This window comes from Cryobacterium sp. TMN-39-2 (genome assembly GCF_004402745.1).
GTDB classification, from domain to species: Bacteria; Actinomycetota; Actinomycetes; order Actinomycetales; family Microbacteriaceae; genus Cryobacterium; species Cryobacterium zongtaii.
Genome location: NZ_SOFX01000044.1, coordinates 39,776 through 59,450, shown reverse-complemented (window position 1 = coordinate 59,450; position 19,675 = coordinate 39,776). Strand labels below are relative to the sequence as shown.

General features: G+C 69.0%; 16 protein-coding genes. 10 read left to right on the top strand and 6 right to left on the bottom strand.

The window, feature by feature from the left end; genetic code table 11:
• Positions 1-69: 69 nt before the first annotated feature.
• The 4 genes from E3O57_RS16715 (at position 70) to E3O57_RS16700 (ending at position 4,102) form a co-directional block, all read left to right on the top strand.
• Positions 70-1,767 (top strand): circularly permuted type 2 ATP-grasp protein, encoded by a 1,698-nt coding sequence (locus tag E3O57_RS16715; RefSeq protein WP_103478472.1) that lies wholly within the window; start codon positions 70-72, stop codon positions 1,765-1,767.
• Entirely contained in the window at positions 1,761-2,690 is a 930-nt protein-coding gene (locus E3O57_RS16710; protein ID WP_088455021.1) for an alpha-E domain-containing protein, read from the top strand. The genes E3O57_RS16715 and E3O57_RS16710 overlap by 7 nt, the downstream gene beginning before the upstream one ends.
• Positions 2,687-3,529 (top strand): transglutaminase family protein, encoded by an 843-nt coding sequence (locus E3O57_RS16705; protein WP_088455022.1) that lies wholly within the window; start codon positions 2,687-2,689, stop codon positions 3,527-3,529. The genes E3O57_RS16710 and E3O57_RS16705 overlap by 4 nt, the downstream gene beginning before the upstream one ends.
• Positions 3,530-3,640: 111 nt before the next feature.
• Positions 3,641-4,102, top strand: a complete 462-nt coding sequence (locus tag E3O57_RS16700; RefSeq protein WP_088455023.1) for a MarR family winged helix-turn-helix transcriptional regulator — start codon at positions 3,641-3,643, stop codon at positions 4,100-4,102.
• A 110-nt stretch (positions 4,103-4,212) separates the two neighbouring features.
• Here E3O57_RS16700 and E3O57_RS16695 read toward each other — a convergent pair whose 3' ends face one another.
• Entirely contained in the window at positions 4,213-5,739 is a 1,527-nt protein-coding gene (locus E3O57_RS16695; protein WP_088455024.1) for a helix-turn-helix transcriptional regulator, read from the bottom strand.
• Between the two features lie 145 nt (positions 5,740-5,884).
• Between E3O57_RS16695 and aceA the strand changes: the two genes are divergently transcribed.
• From aceA to E3O57_RS16675, 3 genes are all read left to right on the top strand, one after another.
• Positions 5,885-7,246 carry an isocitrate lyase gene (aceA, locus tag E3O57_RS16690; RefSeq protein WP_103460576.1) on the top strand — a complete coding sequence of 454 codons (1,362 nt, stop codon included), beginning with the start codon at positions 5,885-5,887 and terminating at the stop codon, positions 7,244-7,246.
• Between the two features lie 46 nt (positions 7,247-7,292).
• Positions 7,293-9,014: a malate synthase A gene (gene aceB / locus E3O57_RS16685; RefSeq protein WP_103478471.1), complete on the top strand. Its 1,722-nt coding sequence runs from the start codon at positions 7,293-7,295 to the stop codon at positions 9,012-9,014.
• A gap of 83 nt (positions 9,015-9,097) precedes the next feature.
• The gene (locus E3O57_RS16675; protein WP_341476104.1) at positions 9,098-9,751 is read left to right on the top strand and encodes a GNAT family N-acetyltransferase; all 654 of its coding nucleotides are present in this window, start codon (positions 9,098-9,100) and stop codon (positions 9,749-9,751) included.
• Between the two features lie 48 nt (positions 9,752-9,799).
• Here E3O57_RS16675 and E3O57_RS16670 read toward each other — a convergent pair whose 3' ends face one another.
• The 4 genes from E3O57_RS16670 to E3O57_RS16655 form a co-directional block, all read right to left on the bottom strand.
• Positions 9,800-11,197: a deoxyribodipyrimidine photo-lyase gene (locus E3O57_RS16670; RefSeq protein ID WP_241990473.1), complete on the bottom strand. Its 1,398-nt coding sequence runs from the start codon at positions 11,195-11,197 to the stop codon at positions 9,800-9,802.
• Positions 11,198-11,262: 65 nt separating this feature from the next.
• Positions 11,263-12,261, bottom strand: coding sequence for an NADP-dependent oxidoreductase (locus E3O57_RS16665; protein ID WP_241990472.1), 999 nt, complete (start codon positions 12,259-12,261; stop codon positions 11,263-11,265).
• 54 nt (positions 12,262-12,315) lie between these two features.
• Complete coding sequence (locus E3O57_RS16660; protein ID WP_370290195.1) at positions 12,316-13,356, bottom strand: ABC transporter permease; 1,041 nt, start codon at positions 13,354-13,356, stop codon at positions 12,316-12,318.
• Positions 13,353-14,873, bottom strand: coding sequence for a sugar ABC transporter ATP-binding protein (locus tag E3O57_RS16655; protein WP_103460528.1), 1,521 nt, complete (start codon positions 14,871-14,873; stop codon positions 13,353-13,355). Before E3O57_RS16655 ends, E3O57_RS16660 begins: the two co-directional genes overlap by 4 nt.
• Positions 14,874-15,049: 176 nt before the next feature.
• Here E3O57_RS16655 and E3O57_RS16650 point away from each other — a divergent pair, with 176 nt between their 5' ends.
• The 3 genes from E3O57_RS16650 (at position 15,050) to E3O57_RS16640 (ending at position 18,408) form a co-directional block, all read left to right on the top strand.
• Positions 15,050-16,099, top strand: coding sequence for a substrate-binding domain-containing protein (locus E3O57_RS16650; protein WP_103478467.1), 1,050 nt, complete (start codon positions 15,050-15,052; stop codon positions 16,097-16,099).
• 106 nt (positions 16,100-16,205) lie between these two features.
• Positions 16,206-17,357, top strand: a complete 1,152-nt coding sequence (locus E3O57_RS16645; protein WP_103460526.1) for a Gfo/Idh/MocA family protein — start codon at positions 16,206-16,208, stop codon at positions 17,355-17,357.
• A 49-nt stretch (positions 17,358-17,406) separates the two neighbouring features.
• Positions 17,407-18,408 (top strand): sugar phosphate isomerase/epimerase, encoded by a 1,002-nt coding sequence (locus tag E3O57_RS16640; protein ID WP_103460525.1) that lies wholly within the window; start codon positions 17,407-17,409, stop codon positions 18,406-18,408.
• 5 nt (positions 18,409-18,413) lie between these two features.
• Here the strand turns inward: E3O57_RS16640 and E3O57_RS16635 are convergent, their stop codons facing one another.
• Entirely contained in the window at positions 18,414-19,628 is a 1,215-nt protein-coding gene (locus E3O57_RS16635) for an ROK family transcriptional regulator (RefSeq protein ID WP_174776354.1), read from the bottom strand.
• Positions 19,629-19,675 lie beyond the last annotated feature (47 nt).

Sequence of the window (19,675 nt, the reverse complement as noted above, 5' to 3'; positions counted from 1 at the left end):
CCTTTGTGGCGCACGGCGGCGTCACGGTCAGGAAACAAACCGGCAACACCGGACGGTTAGCATCCAGACATGGTTGACCTCTTCAGTGGCTATGGCGCTACCTCCGCACCGCCCCGTGAGCGAGGGCAGACGTCGGCCTGGGACGAAATGTTCCCTGACCCGTCGTCGCTCGCCCCCTCGGAGGCGCGGGCCGCCTACAAGGACGTGTACAGCGCTCTGGCCCGGATGACCCAGGAAGAGTTGCGGGGCCGTACGGACGCGCTGGCCAGCTCCTACCTGGCGCAGGGCGTGACCTTCGACTTCGCCGGCGAGGAACGTCCTTTCCCGCTCGACGCTGTGCCCCGGGTGATCGAGCAGCAGGAGTGGGTGACCGTCGAGGCCGGCATCAAACAGCGGGTCCTCGCACTGGAGGCCTTCCTCGCCGACATCTACGGCCCCCAGGCCGCCGTGCGCGACGGTGTCATCCCGGCCGGCCTGATCACCTCGTCCACACACTTCCACCGTCAGGCAGCCGGAATCGTCTCGGCGAACAACGTGCGCATCCAGGTGTCCGGGATTGACCTCATCCGCGACGAGATCGGGGCCTGGCGGGTGCTCGAAGATAACGTGCGGGTGCCCAGCGGGGTCAGCTACGTCATCTCCAACCGCCGCGTGATGGCCCAGACCCTGCCCGAGCTGTTCGTCTCGATGCGGGTGCGCCCGGTGGGCGACTACCCCAACAAGCTGCTGCAGGCCCTGCGCGCCTCGGCCCCGGCCGGCGTCGACGACCCGAACATCGTGGTGCTCACCCCCGGCGTCTTCAATTCGGCCTACTTCGAGCACACTCTGCTCGCCCGGCTGATGGGCGTGGAGCTGGTGGAGGGCCGCGACCTGTTCTGCTCGGGCGGCCGGGTGTGGATGCGCACCACGGCCGGACCCACCCGGGTCGACGTGATCTACCGCCGGGTCGACGACGAGTTCCTGGACCCGCTGCAGTTCCGCGCCGACTCGCAACTGGGATCACCGGGCATCCTGATGGCCGCGCGGCTGGGCAATGTGACCATCGCCAACGCCGTGGGCAACGGGGTCGCCGACGACAAGCTCGTCTACACCTACCTGCCCGAGCTGATCAAGTACTACCTCGGCGAAGACGCGATCATCCCCAACGTCGACACCTGGCGGCTCGAAGACCCCCTCGCGCTCGAGGAGGTACTCGACAGGCTCGATGAGCTGGTCGTCAAGCCCGTCGACGGCTCCGGCGGCAAGGGCCTCGTGGTTGGCCCCGCCGCGTCGAAGGCCGAGTTGGAGACCCTGCGGAAGCAGTTGCTCCTGGACCCGCGCGGCTGGATCGCCCAACCCGTGGTGCAGTTGTCCACCATCCCGACCCTCGTCGACGACGGCATGCGGCCCCGGCACGCGGACTTGCGGCCGTTCGCGGTGAACGACGGGACGGACGTCTGGGTGTTGCCTGGCGGCCTCACCCGGGTGGCTCTACCCGAGGGTGAGCTCGTCGTTAACTCCAGCCAGGGCGGCGGTTCCAAGGACACCTGGGTGATCGGTCTCGAGCCTGATTTCCACAGCATGGGGTCGGCCCGGAACATCCAGGGCCTCGTCAACGACCAGGCCGCGAATACCCAGTCGATCTCCATCATCCCGCCCAGGGTCGCCGACCACTCCCCGCAGGACGCCCCGCCGGGCGGCGACCAGGACCAGGAACAACAGCAACAGCAACAGCAACAGCGCACAGCGACCGCGGTCACGACCGCAGACGGGACCCTCGAATGCTGAGCCGCATCGCCGAGAGCCTGTTCTGGATCGGCCGTTACATCGAACGCAGCGACGGCACCGCGCGCATCCTGGATGTGCACCTGCAGCTGCTGCTGGAAGACCCGTGGATCGAGGAGAACCTGGCCTGCCGGTCACTGCTGCACCTGATGGGCAGCCCGGTGCCCCCGGACCGTGACCTCACCCGCAAGGATGTGCTGGCGACCCTGGCGGCCGACCGCACCAATCCGGCGTCGATCGCGTATTCGCTCGGTGCCGCCAGAGAGAACGCCCGCCGGGCCAGGGAGATCGTCTCCACCGAGCTCTGGGAATGCCTGAACACCACCTACACGAAGATGCCGAAGAACATCGCCAGCGCCAAGACCCACGACTTCTTCGGCTGGGTGCGCGAACGCGCGGCCCTGGCCGTCGGCATCGTCGAGTCCAGCGCCAGCCGGGACGACGCCTGGCACTTCTTCACCCTGGGCCGCAGCCTCGAGCAGGCCGACATGACCGCGCGGCTGCTGGCCACCCGGTCACTGACCGAGAACAGCGGACCGTCCTGGACCACGATCCTGCGCTCCTGCGGGGCATACGAGTCGTATCTGCGCACCTATCGTGGCGTGCCGTCAGCGCGGAACGCCGCCGAGTTCCTGCTGCTGGACCGGCTCTTTCCCCGGTCGATCGTGTTCTCGATTTCCCGGGCCGAGCAGTGCCTGCAGGAACTCGAACCCCGCACAGACCGGCTGGGCGTCTCCGAATCGTCGCAGCGGGTGCTCGGCCAGATCCGCAGCCAGCTGGAATACCGACCGATCATGGAGATCCTGAACGACCTGCCGGGGCACATGGACATGGTGCTGGACGCCACCAGCACCGCGTCGGAGTCGATCGGGCACCGGTACTTCCCGACCAGCGCGGTGCCGACCTGGACCGGAGAAGCCTCGTGAAGCGCCTACGGATTCGCCACACCACCGGCTACAGGTATCAGGGCGAAGTAGCCACCTCCTACAACGAGGCCAGGATGCTGCCGGTCACCTCCCCCGACCAGTTCGTGCTGTATTCCAACCTGGACATCAGCCCGGTCTCGAGCAACCACAACTACGTGGACTACTGGGGTACCAGGGTGTCGTCGTTCGAGGTGCTCACCCCGCACGCCGAACTCACCCTCACGGCCAACAGCCTCGTGGAGGTGTCGCCGCGGGAGCACGCGCTGCATCCGATGCCCTGGGCGGACCTGGCGGCGTTGGTGGCCCGCTCGACGGCTTCGGTCGAACAGTCCTGGCAGACCTCGCTTACCGAACCGCCGGCGGACGTGGTGGCCACAGCCGCCGAGATCGCCGGTCGGCTGGACCCGTGTGACGCTGCGCTGGCGATCTGCCGGTTCGTGGGGGAGAACATGGCCTACGTGCAGGGTGTCACCGGGGTCAAGACCAACGCCCGTGAGGCCTGGGCCGACAGGCGCGGCGTCTGTCAGGACATCACCCACGTGGCGCTGGGCGCGCTGCGGTCGGTGGGGATCCCGGCCCGCTACGTGTCCGGCTACCTTCACCCCAGGCCGGAGGCCCTGATCGGTGAGACCGTCACCGGCGAATCCCACGCCTGGGTGGAGTGGTTCTGCGGCGAGTGGCGCGGCTACGACCCCACCAACCTGATCGACATCGGTGACCGGCACGTGGGTGTGGGTCGCGGCCGCGACTACAACGACATCGCCCCCTTGCGCGGGGTGTACGCGGGGTCGAGCGGGTCGCAGCTGTTCGTGAAGGTGGAGATCACCCGGGAGTCGTAGCCGGGCGCTGGCGAAGACCGCCTCGCTGCATAGACTGGTAGTTGCAAGCGCGGTGTACTTGCGTCGTGTAGTCGGAGTCGGGTCGGGTCGAAAGAGCATGGAGAAGCACGAATGAGCATCGAAGACGACGCCGTCGAGGTTCGGGCGCAGGGTTGGCGCACCCTGGCCGCGCTGCATGGCCGCATCGAAGCCGTGCTGGAGCGGGCCCTGCAGGCCGGCTTCGACCTGTCGGTGGTCGAGTTCACCGTGCTGGACGCCCTCAGTCGCCAGCACGGCTGGCACATGCGGATGCAGCAGCTCGCCAGGGCCGCCGCCCTCTCGAGCAGCGCGACGACCCGCCTGGTGAACCGGCTGGAAGACCGGGCGCTGCTCACCCGCATCCTCTGCGCCGACGACCGCCGCGGCATCTACACCGAGCTCACCGAGGCCGGTGAGGCACTGCTGGCCCGCGCCCGACCGGTCTACGACGAGGCCCTGGCTGGCGCCCTTGCCGCCGCCGAAGAGGAACCTGAACTCGGCCCCCTGGTCGACGCCCTGCACCGCCTGCCCGACCTGGCCCGCGCCGCCGTCTGAATCCGCCCGCATCCGTGCGCATCCGCCCGCACGGACGCTCGCGACTTGCCGCACAATTCTCCATCCGGCGCTCCCCAGGCGCACATTGCGGCACGTCGGCACACTCTGTCTCAGGCGGGGGCGTGCGCCTCGAGGAACTGATACACCTCGGTGGGGTCGACGCCGGGGAAGGTGCCCGTCGGCAGGGCGGCTAGCAGGCTGGTGGGGGTGCGGGCGACCGGCCAGGCCTGGCCCTCCCAGCGGTCGGAGAGTTCGTCGGGCGCCCGGCGGCAGCAGGATTCGTCAGGGCAGCGCGACACGGCCCGGTTCGGGGTCTCCCTGCCGCGGAACCAGTTGACGTGGGCGAACGGCACGCCGACGCTGACGGAGTAGTCGCCCTCCTTGGCCTTCTCGATGCGGGAGGTGCACCAGAAGGTGCCGGCCGGGGTGTCGGTGTACTGGTACCAGGGGCTGAACCGGTCCGGCACGTCGAAGACCGTGCGCGCCGTCCAACTGCGGCACACCGTGCTGCCCTCCACGGCGCCGAGCGCGTCGCTGGGGAACTGCACGTCGTCGTTCTCGTACGCCTTGATGATGGTGCCGGACTCGTGCACCTTCATGAAGTGCACCGGGATGCCCAACCGCGCGGTGGCGAGGTTGGTGAACCGATGCGCGGCGGTCTCGTAGGACACCGAGAAGGCATCCCGCAGGTCTTCGAGCGAGATGCGCCGGGCCGCCTTGGCGTCGTTCAGCAGTCGCAGGGTGTCGGTCTCCGGCAGCAGGATGGCGGCGGTCAAGTAATTGGTCTCCACCCGCTGTCGCAGAAAATCGGCGTAATTTCCCGGTTCGACGTGCCCGCAGAGGTGGCTGGCGAAGGCCTGCAGGATCGGTGAGCGGCTGTCACGGGACGCGGCCTGCTCGGTGGGCAGATAAATTCGGCCGTTGCGCTTGTCGGTGACGGACCGGGTGGAGTGCGGCAGGTCGCCGACGTAGTGCAGCGAGAAGCCGAGGTGTGCGGCCATGTCGGCCACGACCTGATGCGAGACGGGGCCGCCGGAGTGCCCGACGGCCGTGAGGAGCTCGAGCGCTTGCGCCTCGAGTTCGGGGAAGTAATTGTCGCGGGCGCGCATCTCGGCGCGCAGTTGGGCGTTGGCCCGCCGCGCCTCTTCCGGGGTGGCCGCGCGTTCCCGGTGCAACCGTTCGATCTCGTTGTGCAGGGTGAGGATGGTCTGCAGGGTTTCGTCGGGCTGGCCGGGGCCGACCCGGAGCCGGGGCAGCCCGAGCGCCGTGAACACCGGCCCACGCTGGGCGCGTTCGACAGCGATCTCCAACGCCGCCCGGGGAGTGGGCGCATCCGTCCGCAGTAGTTCGTCGACGGTGGTGTTCAGGGCTGCGGCGATCAGGCGCAGCATCGACAGGCGCGGTTCCCGTTTGCCGTTTTCGATCATCGAGATCTGCGAGGGCGCCCGGTCCACCGCCGCGGCGAGTGTATCGAGGGTGAGGCCGAGTCGGTGCCTGCGGTCCCGGATGCGCCGGCCCAGGGTGAGCGCGTCGAGGCCGCCCTCGCCCGGCTCGGCGTCGCCCGGTGCGGGGGACCCGGCGGCTGACGGGCTCGGTGCTGGCGCTAGGGGCGGGAGAGCTGGATCGACGGTGACCATGTGCTCATGCTCACATGCGGTGATTGTTCACACAACCGGAAGAACAGGATTTCTTCTTCGGATTGGGCCCGGGGTGCGGTCGATGGCGCGCAGCAGAGTGGGTGCACGCACCAGTTCCGCAATGACGCTGACCGAGGAGAACACCATGACGAACCCCACCGCATCCGGCCCCACCGCATCCGGCAGCCCCGCCGCCCGCCCCGGCGACCAGACCCAGACGGCCGCGGAGCTTGCCCTGGAATGGGCGGCCGACCCGCGCTGGGAGGGTGTGCGCCGCGACTACACCGCCGACGACGTGATCGCCCTGCGCGGTGCCGTTCGTGAGGAACGCACCCTGGCCCGGCGCGGCGCCGAGAAGCTCTGGGAGCTCATCCACCAGAACGGCACCCCGGAGAACCCCGAGTGGGTCCACGCGCTCGGCGCCCTCACCGGCAACCAGGCCGTGCAGCAGGTGCGCGCCGGGCTCAAGGCCATCTACCTGTCCGGCTGGCAGGTCGCCGCCGACGCGAACCTGTCCGGCCAGACCTACCCCGACCAGTCGCTCTACCCGGCCAACTCGGTGCCGGCCGTGGTGCGGCGCATCAACAACGCGCTGCTGCGGGCCGGCCAGATCGAGGGCGCCGAGGCGGCCGCATCCGGGGCCGAGCCCGGCATCGACTGGATGGCGCCCATCGTTGCCGACGCCGAGGCCGGCTTCGGCGGACCGCTGAACGCCTACGAGCTGATGGCCTCCATGATCGAGGCCGGCGCGGCCGGTGTGCACTGGGAGGACCAGCTCGCCAGCGAGAAGAAGTGCGGCCACATGGGCGGCAAGGTGCTCGTGCCCACCGGCCAGCACATCCGCACCCTCAACGCGGCCCGGCTGGCGGCGGATGTCGCGGGCGTGCCCACCATCATCATCGCCCGCACCGACTCGCTCGCCGCCACCCTGATCACCAGCGACATCGACGAGCGTGACCAGGAATTCCTCACCGGCGGCCGCACCGCCGAGGGGTTCTACGACACCGCGAACGGACCCGACGTGGTGATCATGCGCGGCCTGGCCTACGCTCCGTACGCCGACCTGCTCTGGGTCGAGAGCAGCGAGCCCGACCTCGAGCTCGCCCAGCGCTTCGCGAAGGAGATCCACGCGCAGTTCCCCGGCAAGAAGCTCGCCTACAACTGCTCCCCGTCGTTCAACTGGAAATCCCACCTCAACGACGAGCAGATCGCCGCGTTCCAGCGGGAGCTCGCGGCCTGCGGGTACGCCTTCCAGTTCATCACGCTGGCAGGCTTCCACGCCCTCAACCACTCCATGTTCACCCTGGCCAAGGACTACTCCGAGCGTCAGATGAGCGCATACGTCGACCTGCAGGAGGCCGAGTTCGCCTCGGAGGCCGACGGCTACACCGCCACCCGCCACCAGCGGGAGGTGGGCACCGGCTACTTCGACCGGATCGCCACCGCGCTCAACCCCACCAGCGCCACCCTCGCGCTGGCCGGTTCCACCGAGGCCGAGCAGTTCTAGCCGGCCCGGCCCAGACATCCGCATCGCTTCGAAGGAGAAAACGATCATGACCACGACAACCCAGGCGACGGCCGAACGGCCGACACCGCCCACCACCGGGCGGGCCTTCGGTGAGACCAGCACCGGCAGCTTCGCCACCATCCATCCGCACCTCGAGGTGACCGGGTCCCTCGGTGAGCGCTACGACGAGATCCTCACCCCGGCGGCCCTGGAGTTCCTCGCCGAGCTGCATGACCGCTTCGCCGGCACCCGGCACGACCTGCTGGCCGCCCGGCTGCAGACCCGGGTGGACGCCGCCAACGGGCGCGACCCGCGGTTCCTGCCCGAGACCGCGCACATCCGCGATGACCCGACCTGGCGGGTGGCCGGCGCGGGCCCCAGCCTGGAGAACCGCCGGGTGGAGATCACCGGGCCGACAGACCGCAAGATGGCCATCAACGCGCTCAACTCCGGCGCGGCCGTGTGGCTGGCCGACCAGGAGGACGCGACCAGCCCCACCTGGGCGAACGTGATCGAGGGCCAGCTCACCCTGTACGACGCCGTGCGCGGCACCTTGTCGTACGACGGCCCAGACGGCAAGGCGTATCGGGTCACCGGCGCCCCCTCCGACCGGCAGGATGGCGGCACCCCGGGGTCCACCCCGACCATCGTCATGCGGCCGCGCGGCTGGCACCTGGTGGAGAAGAATCTCACCTTCGTCGACCGGGCCAACCGGCGGATGCCGGCCTCCGGCAGTCTGGTGGACTTCGGCCTCTACGCCTTTCACAACGCGCACCGGCTGATCGAGAACGGCAGCGGGCCCTACTTCTACCTGCCCAAGCTCGAGAGTCACCTCGAGGCTCGGCTGTGGAACGACATCTTCAGCCACAGCGAGGACCACCTGAACCTCGGACACGGCACCATCCGCGCCACGGTGCTGATCGAGACCATCCAGGCCGCGTTCGAAATGGACGAGATCCTCTACGAGCTGCGCGACCACTGTGCGGGCCTGAACGCCGGGCGCTGGGACTACATCTTCAGCATCATCAAGACCTTCCGCGCCAGGGGCCGCCGGTTCGTGCTGCCCGACCGCAAGGAAATCACCATGACGGTGCCGTTCATGCGGTCATACACCGAACTGCTGGTGGCCACCTGCCACCGCCGCGGCGCATACGCCATCGGCGGGATGAGCGCCTTCATCCCGAACCGGCGGGACCCCGCCGTGACTGAACGAGCCCTCGAACAGGTGGCCGCGGACAAGCGCCGCGAGGCCGGTGACGGCTTCGACGGCACTTGGGTGGCGCATCCCGACCTCATTCCCACCGCGAGGGCCGAGTTCGACGCCGTGCTCGGCGACCGGACCAACCAGCTGGAGCGCACCCGCGATGAGGTCCAGGTCACCGCGGCCGACCTTCTGGATGTGGCGTCGGCCGGCGGTCAGATCACCGAGGCCGGGGTGCGCGACAATGTGCGCATCGCCCTGCGCTACATCGAGTCCTGGCTGCGCGGCGTCGGCGCCGCGGCGATCGACAACCTGATGGAGGATGCCGCCACCGCGGAGATCTCCCGCTCGCAGATCTGGCAGTGGATCCACGACAACTCGGCCCTCGCCGACGGACGCCGGATCGACGCGGACTGGGTGGCCGGGCTGGTCGCCGAGGAGATGGCGGCGTTGCCCCGTACGGCAGAGGACAGGTTCGATGACGCCCTCGAGGTGTTCAGGGCCTCGGCGCTCGAACCCGAGTTCCCGACCTTCCTCACCGTCGCCGCCTACGCCCGCTACCTGTAGGCGACAGGCGTCAGCGAACGGCCCCGCCGGCACCCCCGGCCGGGCCGTTTGCGCGTCCGGAGCCGGACTGAGAAGCTGGGACGGTGACCGAGACCACACCGACAGACCCTGCTTCGACAGGCCCCGCACCGACAGGCCCCGCTTCGACAGGCCCCGCACCGACTGGCCCAGCACCGACCGACCCTGCACCGACCCGGCCCGCCGCCGAGGTGCGGATTCGCCCGGCCCGTCCCGACGAAGCCGCGGCGCTCGCCGAGCTGGCCGAGGCCACCTTCGCCCTGGCCTGCCCGCCGCACACCAGCGCCGACGCCATCGCCGCGTTCCTTACGCGTGTGCTCGCCCCGGCGAACTTCGAGGCCTTCCTCGCCGACCCGGACCGGCTCCTGCTCGTGGCCGAAACCGGCGCGGGCACCCTCACCGGCTACACGATGCTCGTCTTCGGTGAACCGCACGACGCGGATGCCGCCGGCGCGATCCGGATCCGCCCCACCGCCGAGCTGAGCAAATGCTATGTGCGCGCCGAGGCGCACGGCAGCGGCACGGCCGCCGCCCTGATGGCGGCCACTCTCGATGCCGCCCGGGAGCGTGGGGCCGCCGGCTCCTGGCTCGGCGTGAACCAGGAGAACGTGCGCGCCCTGCGCTTCTACGGCAAGCACGGCTTCGAACAGGTGGGTATCAAACGGTTCCTGGTGGGCGAGCGCTACGAAGACGACTACGTGCTGGAGCGCGCCCTCTAGATCCGCGAACCGTGAGAAAAAGCCCCGAAAACCTCGAGATTCCGGGGGTTAACTCACAGGTCGCGAGTTCTTGACCTGCTCGTAGGCGGCCAGGGCGGCCCGGCGGGTTTCGCCGAGGTCGACGATGGGCTGCGGGTAGGCCCCGGTGCCCCATTCGGGCACGTTCTGCCGCACGTATTCGTTGGCGGGATCGAACTTGGCCGCCTGCAGTTCGGGGTTGAACACCCGGAAGTACGGCGCGGCATCCGCCCCCGACCCGGCCACCCACTGCCAGCCGAAGGGGTTGCTGGCCGGGTCGGCGTCGACGAGGGTGTCCCAGAACCACTGCTCGCCCAGCCGCCAGTCGATGAGCAGGTTCTTGATCAGGAACGACGCCGTGACCATGCGCACCCGGTTGTGCATGCTGCCGGTGCGCCACAGCTCACGCATGCCGGCATCCACCAACCGGAAGCCGGTGCGGCCCTGCCGCCAGGCCTGCAGGGCGCGCTCGTCCAGCGGCGGCCAGGGGAAGGCGTCGAAGCCGGGGCGCAGGTTGGCCGTGGCCAGATCGGGTGCGTGGAAGAGCACGTGGTACGCGAACTCACGCCAGCCGACCTCGGTGAGGAACCGGGTCGCGCTGCTGGCGGCTGCGCCGGTGAGGCCCCGCCGGGCGACGTCGGTGGCGTGCCAAATCTGGTGCGGACTGATTTCGCCCCAGCGCAGGTACGGCGAGAGCCTCGAGGTGGCCTGTTGCGCCGGCAGGTCGCGTTCGGTGCCGTACCGCGGCAGGGCGTCGTCGAGGAAGGCCGCGAGCAGCTGCTGCGCGGCGCCTTCGCCGGGGGTCCAGGCCTCGCGCAGCCCGTCGGCCCAGTCCGGGTGGCGCGGCTCCAGCTCCCACGAGTCGAGGTCGTCGGAGGGCAGGGTGGCGGGGGTGCTGCGCGCTGGGCTGGCTGCGTCGGTGTCGCCGGGCAGATCGAGCGATGCCGGTGCGGGGTAGGGCGTCCGTGGCGGTGGGCCGGCGGTGCACGCCCGCCAGAACGGGGTGAACACCGTGTACGGGGTGCCGCCGCCGGTGCGGATGGTCCACGGTTCGAAGAGCAGGGAGCCGGCGAAGCTGTGCGCCACGATGCCGGCCTCGGTGAGGCTCGCCTTGATCTGGGTGTCCACGTCGCGCTCGGCTTCGCCGTACCGCCGGTTCCAAAACACCGCGCCGGCGCCGAGCTCATCGACGAGCTCGGCGATCACGGTCGCCGCGGCACCGCGGCGCAGCACCAGGCGGCCGCCGAGGGCCGCCGTGTCGGCGGCCAGGGAGACCAGGCTCTGGTGCAGCCACCAGCGGGCGGCGCCGCCGAGCGGGCGGATGCCGGGGGAGGTCTCGTCGAGAAGATAGACCAGCGTGAGCGGCCGGTCGCGATCGACCGCGGCGGTGAGGGCTGGGTTGTCACCCAGCCGCAGGTCATCACGCAACCAGACCAGCGAAGGCCCGTCGGGATGGGCCGGGCCTGTTTGGGCCGCGGAACCGCCTGCGCCGGTCACGCGGCGCTCTCGTCGACGTCGGAGACCCGCAACACGATCTTGCCGCGGGTGTGGCCGCCCTCGATGGCCCGGTGTGCGGCGCCGCCGTCCTCGAGATCGAAGACCGAGTCGATGTTCACCCGCACGCTGCCGTTGTCGATCAGTGCCGTGATGGTGTCGAGCACCCGGGCGTCGGCAGCGACCTTGTAGCCGGTGGCGCGCACGCCAGCGGCGGCGGCGTCGGCCTGCATGGTGGGCCAGCTGCCGGTGGGGGCGTTCACGAGCAGGCCGTCCGGCCGCAGCACCGCGAGCGAGCGGGTGCCGGTGTCATCGTGCACATTGCCGATCAGGTCGATGACACTGTCGAGGTTCGTGAGGTTCTCCTCGAACCGGGTGGTGCTGTAGTCGATCACCTCGTGCGCGCCGAGGCGCTGCAGGAACTCGATCGAGGCCGTGGAGCCCGTCGCGATGACGTGGGCGCCCAGGTGCCTGGCGAACTGCACGGCGAAGTGGCCGACGCCGCCGCTGCCGGCGTGGATGAGTATCCGCTGGCCGGGGCCGGCCTCGGCGAGGTTCACCATGCCCCAGGCTGTCATCGCGGCCAACGGGATGCCGGCGGCCTCGACATGGCTCACCGCGGCGGGCTTGCGGGCGACGGACAGGCTCGACACCACGAGGTATTCGGCGTAGCTGCCCGCGATCCGCGGCGGCCGGGCCATGCCGTACACGGCGTCGCCGGGCTGCAACTCAAAGGTGTCGTAGGGGGCGCGCACGACGACCCCGCTGAAGTCGTTGCCGAGCACTGTGGGGTAACCGCCGATTGCGGCTGCGGCGCCGGACCCGGCCCTGGTCTTCGCGTCGATGGGGTTGATGCCCGCGGCCACCACGCGCACGAGGAGCTCGTCGCCTACCGCGATGGGCAGTGGCAGCTCGGCCACGTGGAGTTCGTCGGGGCCGCCCGTGCGGTCGATGACCAGGGCGCGCATGGAGGTGGGCATAACCGGGGAAAAGGGCATGTGCCTATTCTGCGCCACTATCCTGGCGTCTTCCCGGCCGGGCGCCCCGGCCGGCTAGGTGCCGGACGGGCCGCGACTGGCGAAACGCTGCTGCAACAACACCGCGACCACGATGATGAGGCCCTTCGTGATGGACTGCACCGAGGTGTCCAGGTTGTTCTGGGTGAACACATTGGTGAGGGTGCTGAAGATCAGCACGCCGAGCACCGTGCCCACGATCGTGCCGCGGCCGCCGATGAGCAGGGTGCCGCCGACCACCACGGCCGCGATGGCGTCGAGCTCGTACAGGCCGCCGTGGGTGGATGTGCCCGCTGTGGTGCGGCCGAGCATCATGATCCCCGCGATCCCGGCGGTCAGGCCGCTGAGCACGTAGACGTAAACCAGGTGTCGCTTCACCCGGATTCCGGCCAGCCTGGACGCCTCCCGGTTGCCGCCGATGGCCACCGTGCGCCGGCCGAAGGTCGTGCGGTTCAACAGGAACCAGGCCAGGATGGCGACGATGAGGAAGACCCAGATCAGCAGGGGGACGCCGATGATGCTCGACCGGGTGAACTGCAGGAAGCCGGTTTCGATGACGATCTGGGTGCGGCGACCGGAGATGAGTTCGGCGAGTCCGCGGGCGCCGACGAGCATGGCTAGCGTGGCCATGAACGCCACGACATTGCCGTACGCGATCACGATCCCGTTGATCAGCCCGGCCGCGATCCCCACGCCGACCGGGATCAGCACCATCAACAGCCAGGAACTCTGGGTGGCGGCGGCCTGCACGGCGGTGAGGCTGGCGACCACGGTGGCCAGGCCCATCACCGACCCGACGGACAGGTCGATGCCGCCCGCGATGATCACAAAGGTCAGGCCGATGCTGATCACCCCGATGATCGAGGCGAAACGGATGATGGTGAGGAAGTTGTCGTAGCTGGCGAATCTGTCGCCGGCGGTGACGGTGCCCACGATCACCAGCACCACCAGCGCGATCACCAACCCGAGGTTGCGGCCGACGGATCCGCTCATGATCCGCCTGAGCACACCTGGACGGTTTTCGCCTCCGGTTTCGGGGACGGTCTGGGCGGCGATGGCACCGTTGGGTTCGCTCACGCTGCTGCTCCTTTCATGACCAGATCGAGCACGCCGGCCTCGTCGATGGCGTGCGCGTCGGTGGTGGTCAGCACCTCGCCGTCGCCGATGACGAGCACCCGGTCGGCGAGTCCGATGACTTCCTCGATCTCACTCGAGACCAGGATGATGGCGGTACCGGCGGCGGCCAGCCGGCGGATGAGGGCGTAAATCTCGGCGCGGGCGCCCACGTCGACGCCCCGGGTCGGTTCATCCAGCAGAAGCACCTTGGTGCCGTGCAGCAGCCAGCGGGCGAGGAGTACCTTCTGTTGGTTGCCGCCGGACAGCGTGCGGGTGGCCCGGTCGGGGTCGGCCGGTCGCAGCTCGAGGGCCTGCATCTGCTCGAGCGCTACTTGCCGTTCGCGGCGCTCGTCGAGGAAACCGCCGCGAGCGAACCTGGCGAAGGTCGACAGGGTGACGTTGCGGTAGACCTGTTCGTCCAGGATCAGGCCCTGGCTCTTGCGCTCTTCCGGAGCCAAGCCGATACCGGCCTTGACGGCGTCATTCACCGAGCCGGCCGCGAGCCGCACCCCAGCCACGGTCACGTGCCCGGCCGAGGCCTTGCGAGCCCCGTAGATGGTCTCCAGGATCTCGGACCGGCCGGACCCGACCAGCCCGGCGAGGCCGACGATTTCGCCCCCGCGCACGCTCAGGCTCACGTCGGCGAAGATGCCGCGCAGGCCGAGGCCCGCCACCTCGATGAGCACCGGGGCCTCGGCGGGCACCGGAACCCGGTCGGGGAAGACGTTCGCCACGGTCCGCCCCGTCATCAGGGTGATCAGGTCGGCGGTGGAGGTGTCCGCAACGCTCAGTCCGACGGCCATGCTGCTGCCGTCCTTGATCACGGTGATCCGGTCGCCGATCTGCCGGATCTCCTCGAGGCGGTGCGAGATGTACACCACGGCGACGCCCTGGGCGGTGAGCTCGCGGATGACCCTGAACAGGTTTCGCACTTCCTCGGAGTCCAGCACCGCGCTGGGCTCGTCCATGATGATCAGCTTCGTGTCGTGGGACAGCGCCCGCGCCATGCTGACGATCTGCTTGTTCGCGGCGGACAGCCGGCCCACCTCAGTGCTGGGCGACAGATTGCCGTGGCCGAGCCGCACGAGTAGGGCGCGGGCGGCGCGATTGGCCTCCTTCACCTTGAGCAGGCCCCCGGAGGAGCGCTCGTGCCCGAGGAAGATGTTCTCGGCGATGGTGAGGCCGTCGACGACGTCGAGTTCCTGGTACATCGTGGCGATGCCGAGGCCGAGCGCGAAGACCGGATGGATGATCGACACTTCATCGCCCTGCCACCGGATGACGCCCCCGTCGGGTTGATACACACCGGAGAGCACCTTGATCAGGGTGGACTTGCCGGCGCCGTTCTGCCCCAAAAGGCAGTGCACTTCGGCCGGGCGAACCTCCAGGTCGACCCCCTTGAGCGCCTGCACGCCGGCGAACGCCTTCGTGATTCCGTGCACCCTGAGCAGGGGTTCCGAATGGTCGTCGTCGATCATGCGGGCAACATAACACACATATGTCGATGCACGAGATTAAGTCGGCGATAAATGGGGATACTTCTGCTACTGTGTGCCGCGTCAGCGTTGATAGGCCTCCGGGATGCACCCTTTCGCCCGGTTTGCTGCGCACCTCTTCGTTGGCGAACCTGCGATTCACCAATAAGGAGGACCACATGCATGCACTACGCACCAGGCGCCGCACGATGCTCCTGGCCGCCGGAACCTCGCTCGCCATGGTCGGACTACTGGCGGCCTGCACCCCCGGCAGCACTGAAGAATCCGACACCGAACCCACCAGTGCCTCGCTCGAAGAGAACGCCGAGACCGGGGACACCGTCGTGATCGGCTTCTCCGGTCCCGCCGCCGACCACGGCTGGCTCGCCGCGATCAACTCGGCGGCCATCGCCGAGGCGGAGAAGTACCCGGACATCGACCTCAGGGTCGCCGAAGGCACCAACGACGCCAACCTCCAGATCAGCCAGGTGGAGGGCTTCATCAACGACGGCGTCGACGCCATCGTCCTGCTGCCCACCGACGGCGCCGCCTTGACCGAGGTCGCCATCCAGGCGATGGAGGCGGGAATCCCGGTGATCAACATCGACCGGGAATTCTCCAGCACCTTCGCCGCCCGCACCACGATCCTCGGCGACAACTACGGGATGGGGGTGAGCGCGGGCACGTACATCTGTGAGGAGGTCGGCGACAACCCTGACGCCGTCGTCGCGGAGATTGCCGGCGTCGACTCGCTGCCGCTGACCCAGGACCGTAGCCGCGGCTTCGCTGATGCCCTCGACGACTGCGGCCTGGCGGTCGAGAACCGGGTGGCGGCCGACTTCACAGTGCAGGGCGGCGAGGCGGCGGCATCCCAGCTGCTCTCTGCGGCCCCGCAGATCGACGCCCTCTGGAACCACGACGACGACCAGGGTGTCGGCGTGCTCGCGGCCATCGATGCGGCCGGCCGGGATGAATTCATCATGGTCGGCGGCGCCGGCTCGGCGAACGCGATGCGAGAGATCGAGTCCGGCGACAGCGTGCTGCAGGCCACGGTCATCTACCCGTCCACCCAGGCCGCAGATGGCATCCGGCTGGCCCGCCTGCTGGTGCAGGACAAGGCGATGAGCGATCTTGTCGAGGTCGAGGTGCCCACCCGCATCGTGCTGAACGCGCCGGTGGTCACGAGCGAGAACGTCGACAAGTACCTGCCGACCGCCTTCGAATCCTGACCAGGCGGGACGCCCGCGGGTACCCGCGGGCGTCCCGCGACACCCACTTCATTCACGCCACGCCGGAAAAGAGGACACGTTGGACGCTCGCCAGTTGAGGATTGCCATGGTCGGCCACGGATTCATGGGGGCGGCGCACTCCCAGGGCTGGCGGGTTGCGCCACGGTTCTTCGATTTGCCGGCGCGGCCGGAGATGGCGCTGCTCGTGGGCCGGAATCCCGATTCCGTGGCCGCCGCCGCCGAGAAGTGGGGTTGGGCCCAGACCAGCACCGACTGGCGGTCGGCGGTCACCCGCGAGGACATCGACGTGGTCGACATCGTCACCCCCGGCCACAGTCACGTCGAGATCGCGATAGCCGCCCTCGACGCCGGCAAGCACGTGCTTTGCGAGAAACCCCTGGCCAATACGGCCGAAGAGGCCGAACGGATGGCGGCCGCCGCCTCCCGCGCGGCGGCGAACGGCGTGTTCGCCATGGTGGGCTTCACCTATCGAAGGGTGCCGGCCGCCACCTTCGCCCGAGACCTGGTGGCCGCCGGAACCATCGGCGAGATTCGTCAGGTGCGCGCCGCGTACCTGCAGGACTGGCTGGTCGACCCCGCGGTGCCGTTGGCATGGCGGCTGCAGAAAGACCTGGCCGGGTCCGGCGCCCTCGGTGACATCGGTGCGCACGCCATCGACCTGGCCGAGTTCATCACCGGTCAGCGGCTCACCTCGGTGAGCGGGGTGATGAAGACGTTCGTGACGGAGCGACCGTTGCTGGCCAGTGTGTCCGGACTCTCCGGCACCGCCTCGGTCGAGCGCGGCGCGGTGACCGTGGACGATGTGGCCCTGTTCACCGGTCGTTTCGACGGCGGCGCTCTCGGATCGTTCGAGGCCAGCCGGATGTCGACGGGGCGCAAGAACGCCCTGCGAATCGAGGTCGCCGGTTCCCTGGGGGCGGTGTCGTTCGATCTGGAAGACCTCAACGCGCTCGGCTATTACGACAGGGCGGCGCCCGCAGACCGGCAGGGCTTCACCCGGGTGCAGGTCACCGAGCCCGAGCATCCGTATATCTCGGCGTGGTGGCCGGCGGGTCACCTGCTGGGCTACGAGCACGGGTTCACCCACCAGGCCCGGGATCTTGTGGAAGCGATCATGGCCGGCCGCCAGCCGACACCGTCATTCGCGGACGGCCTGCACGTTCAGCGGGTGCTCACGGCCGTCGAACGCAGTGCCGCGACCGGTAGCGCCTGGACCCCGACCCTCGAAAGTGCTTGAGCACACCCCCTCTACCCAGCACGGTTCCACCTCAACCCAGGAGAATACGATGCCCCGTCCCGTCACCCTGTTCACCGGCCAGTGGGCCGATCTGCCCTTCGAAGACGTAGCCAGGCTTGCGTCCGGCTGGGGCTACGACGGGCTGGAGATCGCCTGCTGGGGCGACCACCTGGATCCCTGGCGCTGGGATGACGACGCCTACGTGGCGGATCGGCTGGCGATATTGGCCCGGTACAACCTCAAGGTCTACGCGATCTCGAACCACCTCAAGGGCCAGGCCGTGTGTGACGACCCGATCGACCAGCGGCACCGGGACATCCTGCCCGACGTGGTGTGGGGAGACGGCGACCCTGAGGGGGTGCGACGACGTGCGGCCGAGGAGATGAAACACACCGCCAGGCTCGCCGCGAAGCTGGGCGTGAAGACTGTGATCGGCTTCACGGGTTCATCGATCTGGAAGTACATCGCCATGTTCCCCCCGGTGTCGCAGGAGGCCGTCGACGCGGGCTACCAGGACTTCGCCGACCGGTGGAATCCGATCCTGGACGTCTTCGATGAGGTGGGCGTGCGGTTCGCGCACGAGGTGCACCCCAGTGAGATCGCCTACGACTACTGGACCACGGTGCGCACCATGGAGGCGATCGGCCACCGGGAGGCGTTCGGGCTGAACTGGGATCCGAGTCACTTCGTCTGGCAGGACCTGGACCCCGTCGGATTCCTCTGGGACTTCAGGGACCGGATTTACCACGTGGACTGCAAGGACACCAAGAAGCGCATGGTGAACGGGCGCAACGGGCGGCTGGGCTCCCACCTGGCCTGGGCGGACCCGCGCCGGGGCTGGGACTTCATCTCCACGGGCCACGGTGATGTGCCCTGGGAGGACAGCTTCCGGATGCTCAACACCATCGGCTACGACGGGCCGATCTCGGTGGAATGGGAGGACGCAGGTATGGACCGCCTCGTCGGCGCCCCTGAGGCGTTGGAGTTCGTGCGGAGGTTGGCGTTCGAAGCGCCGACGGCCTCGTTCGACGCGGCATTCAGCAGTCGCTGACGGTCCTATTTCGCCAGCGCGGCGGTTTCCATCAGTTCCAGCACCATGGCGTCCACCCGGGCGGGCGAGAGGGCGTGATGGATGGCCAGCATGCTGGCGCCGATCACGGCGGCGTCCGGACCCGCGCCGGACTGGGTGATCTGCAGATGCTGGGTCGCCAGGGGCATCGACCTCGTGTACACGACCTCCCGCACGCCGGCGATCAGGTGTTCGCCGGCCTGCGCCATGGAGCCGCCGATCACGATGACGGACGGGTTGACCAGGCTGACGCAGGCTGTGAGCACCTCACCGAGGTCCCGGCCGGCCTGTCGCACGGCTTGGATGGCCTCGAGGTTGCCGCGCTTGACCAGGTCGACCACATCCTGGTTGGAGTCGACCGGCAGGCCCTGGCCGCGAAGCTGCGCGGCGAGGGCGGGACCGGACGCCAACGCCTCAAGGCAGCCGCGGTTGCCGCAGTGGCAGGGAACCTCGGCCCCACGCTGTACCTGCACGTGGCCGATGTCGCCCGCGATGCCCTGGGCGCCGCGCTGCAGGATGCCGCCGGAGATCACGCCGGAGCCGATGCCGGTGGCCACCTTGACGAAGATGAGATGGTCCACATCCGGCCAGGCGGTCTCGCGTTCCCCGAGCGCCATGATGTTCACGTCGTTGTCGACCAGTACCGGAACGTGGAAATGCGCTTGTAGGGTGCCGCGCACGTCGAACCGGTCCCAACCGGGCATGATCGGCGGGTTGATCGGGCGGCCGCTGCTGTATTCGACCGGTCCGGGAAGGCCCACCCCGATGGCGAGCAGGTCATCCGCGGGCCGGCCGGACGCGCGCAAGAGGCTGTCACCGGCCTCGATGACCCAGTCGAGCACCGAGACGGGCCCGTCGGCGACGGCGATGGCGGCGCTGGTCTCGTGCAGCGGGCGCCCGGTCAGGTCGCTGACCGCGATCCGTATGTGCGAGGCGCCGATATCCACGCCGAGCACGATTTTTGTGCCGGTGGCCAGCGCCACCTGCGAGGACGGCCGGCCACCGGTGGACGGTGCGTCCGTGCTGGGGCCGACGAGGCCGAGCTTGACGAGGGAATCGATGCGCAGGGCTATGGTCGAACGAGCGAGCCCGGTGAGAGCAGCCAGTTCGGTGCGTGTGCGGGAACGGCCGTCGCGAAGGATCTGAAACAGATCACTCGTGCCGGTGGAGCCGAGCGCATCTCCACGACTTATGTCGATCATTGGACAATCAAATCACATCGGTCGACTTATTTCTGTCGAACAGAATC

What these genes read in the sequence shown, in the direction of transcription:
- E3O57_RS16715 (WP_103478472.1), top strand. Translation starts at nt 70, where the DNA reads ATGGTTGACCTCTTCAGTGGCTATGGCGCTACCTCCGCACCGCCCCGT.
- E3O57_RS16710 (WP_088455021.1), top strand. Translation starts at nt 1,761, where the DNA reads ATGCTGAGCCGCATCGCCGAGAGCCTGTTCTGGATCGGCCGTTACATC.
- E3O57_RS16700 (WP_088455023.1), top strand. Translation starts at nt 3,641, where the DNA reads ATGAGCATCGAAGACGACGCCGTCGAGGTTCGGGCGCAGGGTTGGCGC.
- E3O57_RS16695 (WP_088455024.1), bottom strand. Translation starts at nt 5,739, where the DNA reads ATGGTCACCGTCGATCCAGCTCTCCCGCCCCTAGCGCCAGCACCGAGC.
- aceA (WP_103460576.1), top strand. Translation starts at nt 5,885, where the DNA reads ATGACGAACCCCACCGCATCCGGCCCCACCGCATCCGGCAGCCCCGCC.
- aceB (WP_103478471.1), top strand. Translation starts at nt 7,293, where the DNA reads ATGACCACGACAACCCAGGCGACGGCCGAACGGCCGACACCGCCCACC.
- E3O57_RS16665 (WP_241990472.1), bottom strand. Translation starts at nt 12,261, where the DNA reads ATGCCCTTTTCCCCGGTTATGCCCACCTCCATGCGCGCCCTGGTCATC.
- E3O57_RS16655 (WP_103460528.1), bottom strand. Translation starts at nt 14,873, where the DNA reads ATGATCGACGACGACCATTCGGAACCCCTGCTCAGGGTGCACGGAATC.
- E3O57_RS16650 (WP_103478467.1), top strand. Translation starts at nt 15,050, where the DNA reads ATGCATGCACTACGCACCAGGCGCCGCACGATGCTCCTGGCCGCCGGA.
- E3O57_RS16645 (WP_103460526.1), top strand. Translation starts at nt 16,206, where the DNA reads ATGGTCGGCCACGGATTCATGGGGGCGGCGCACTCCCAGGGCTGGCGG.
- E3O57_RS16640 (WP_103460525.1), top strand. Translation starts at nt 17,407, where the DNA reads ATGCCCCGTCCCGTCACCCTGTTCACCGGCCAGTGGGCCGATCTGCCC.
- E3O57_RS16635 (WP_174776354.1), bottom strand. Translation starts at nt 19,628, where the DNA reads ATGATCGACATAAGTCGTGGAGATGCGCTCGGCTCCACCGGCACGAGT.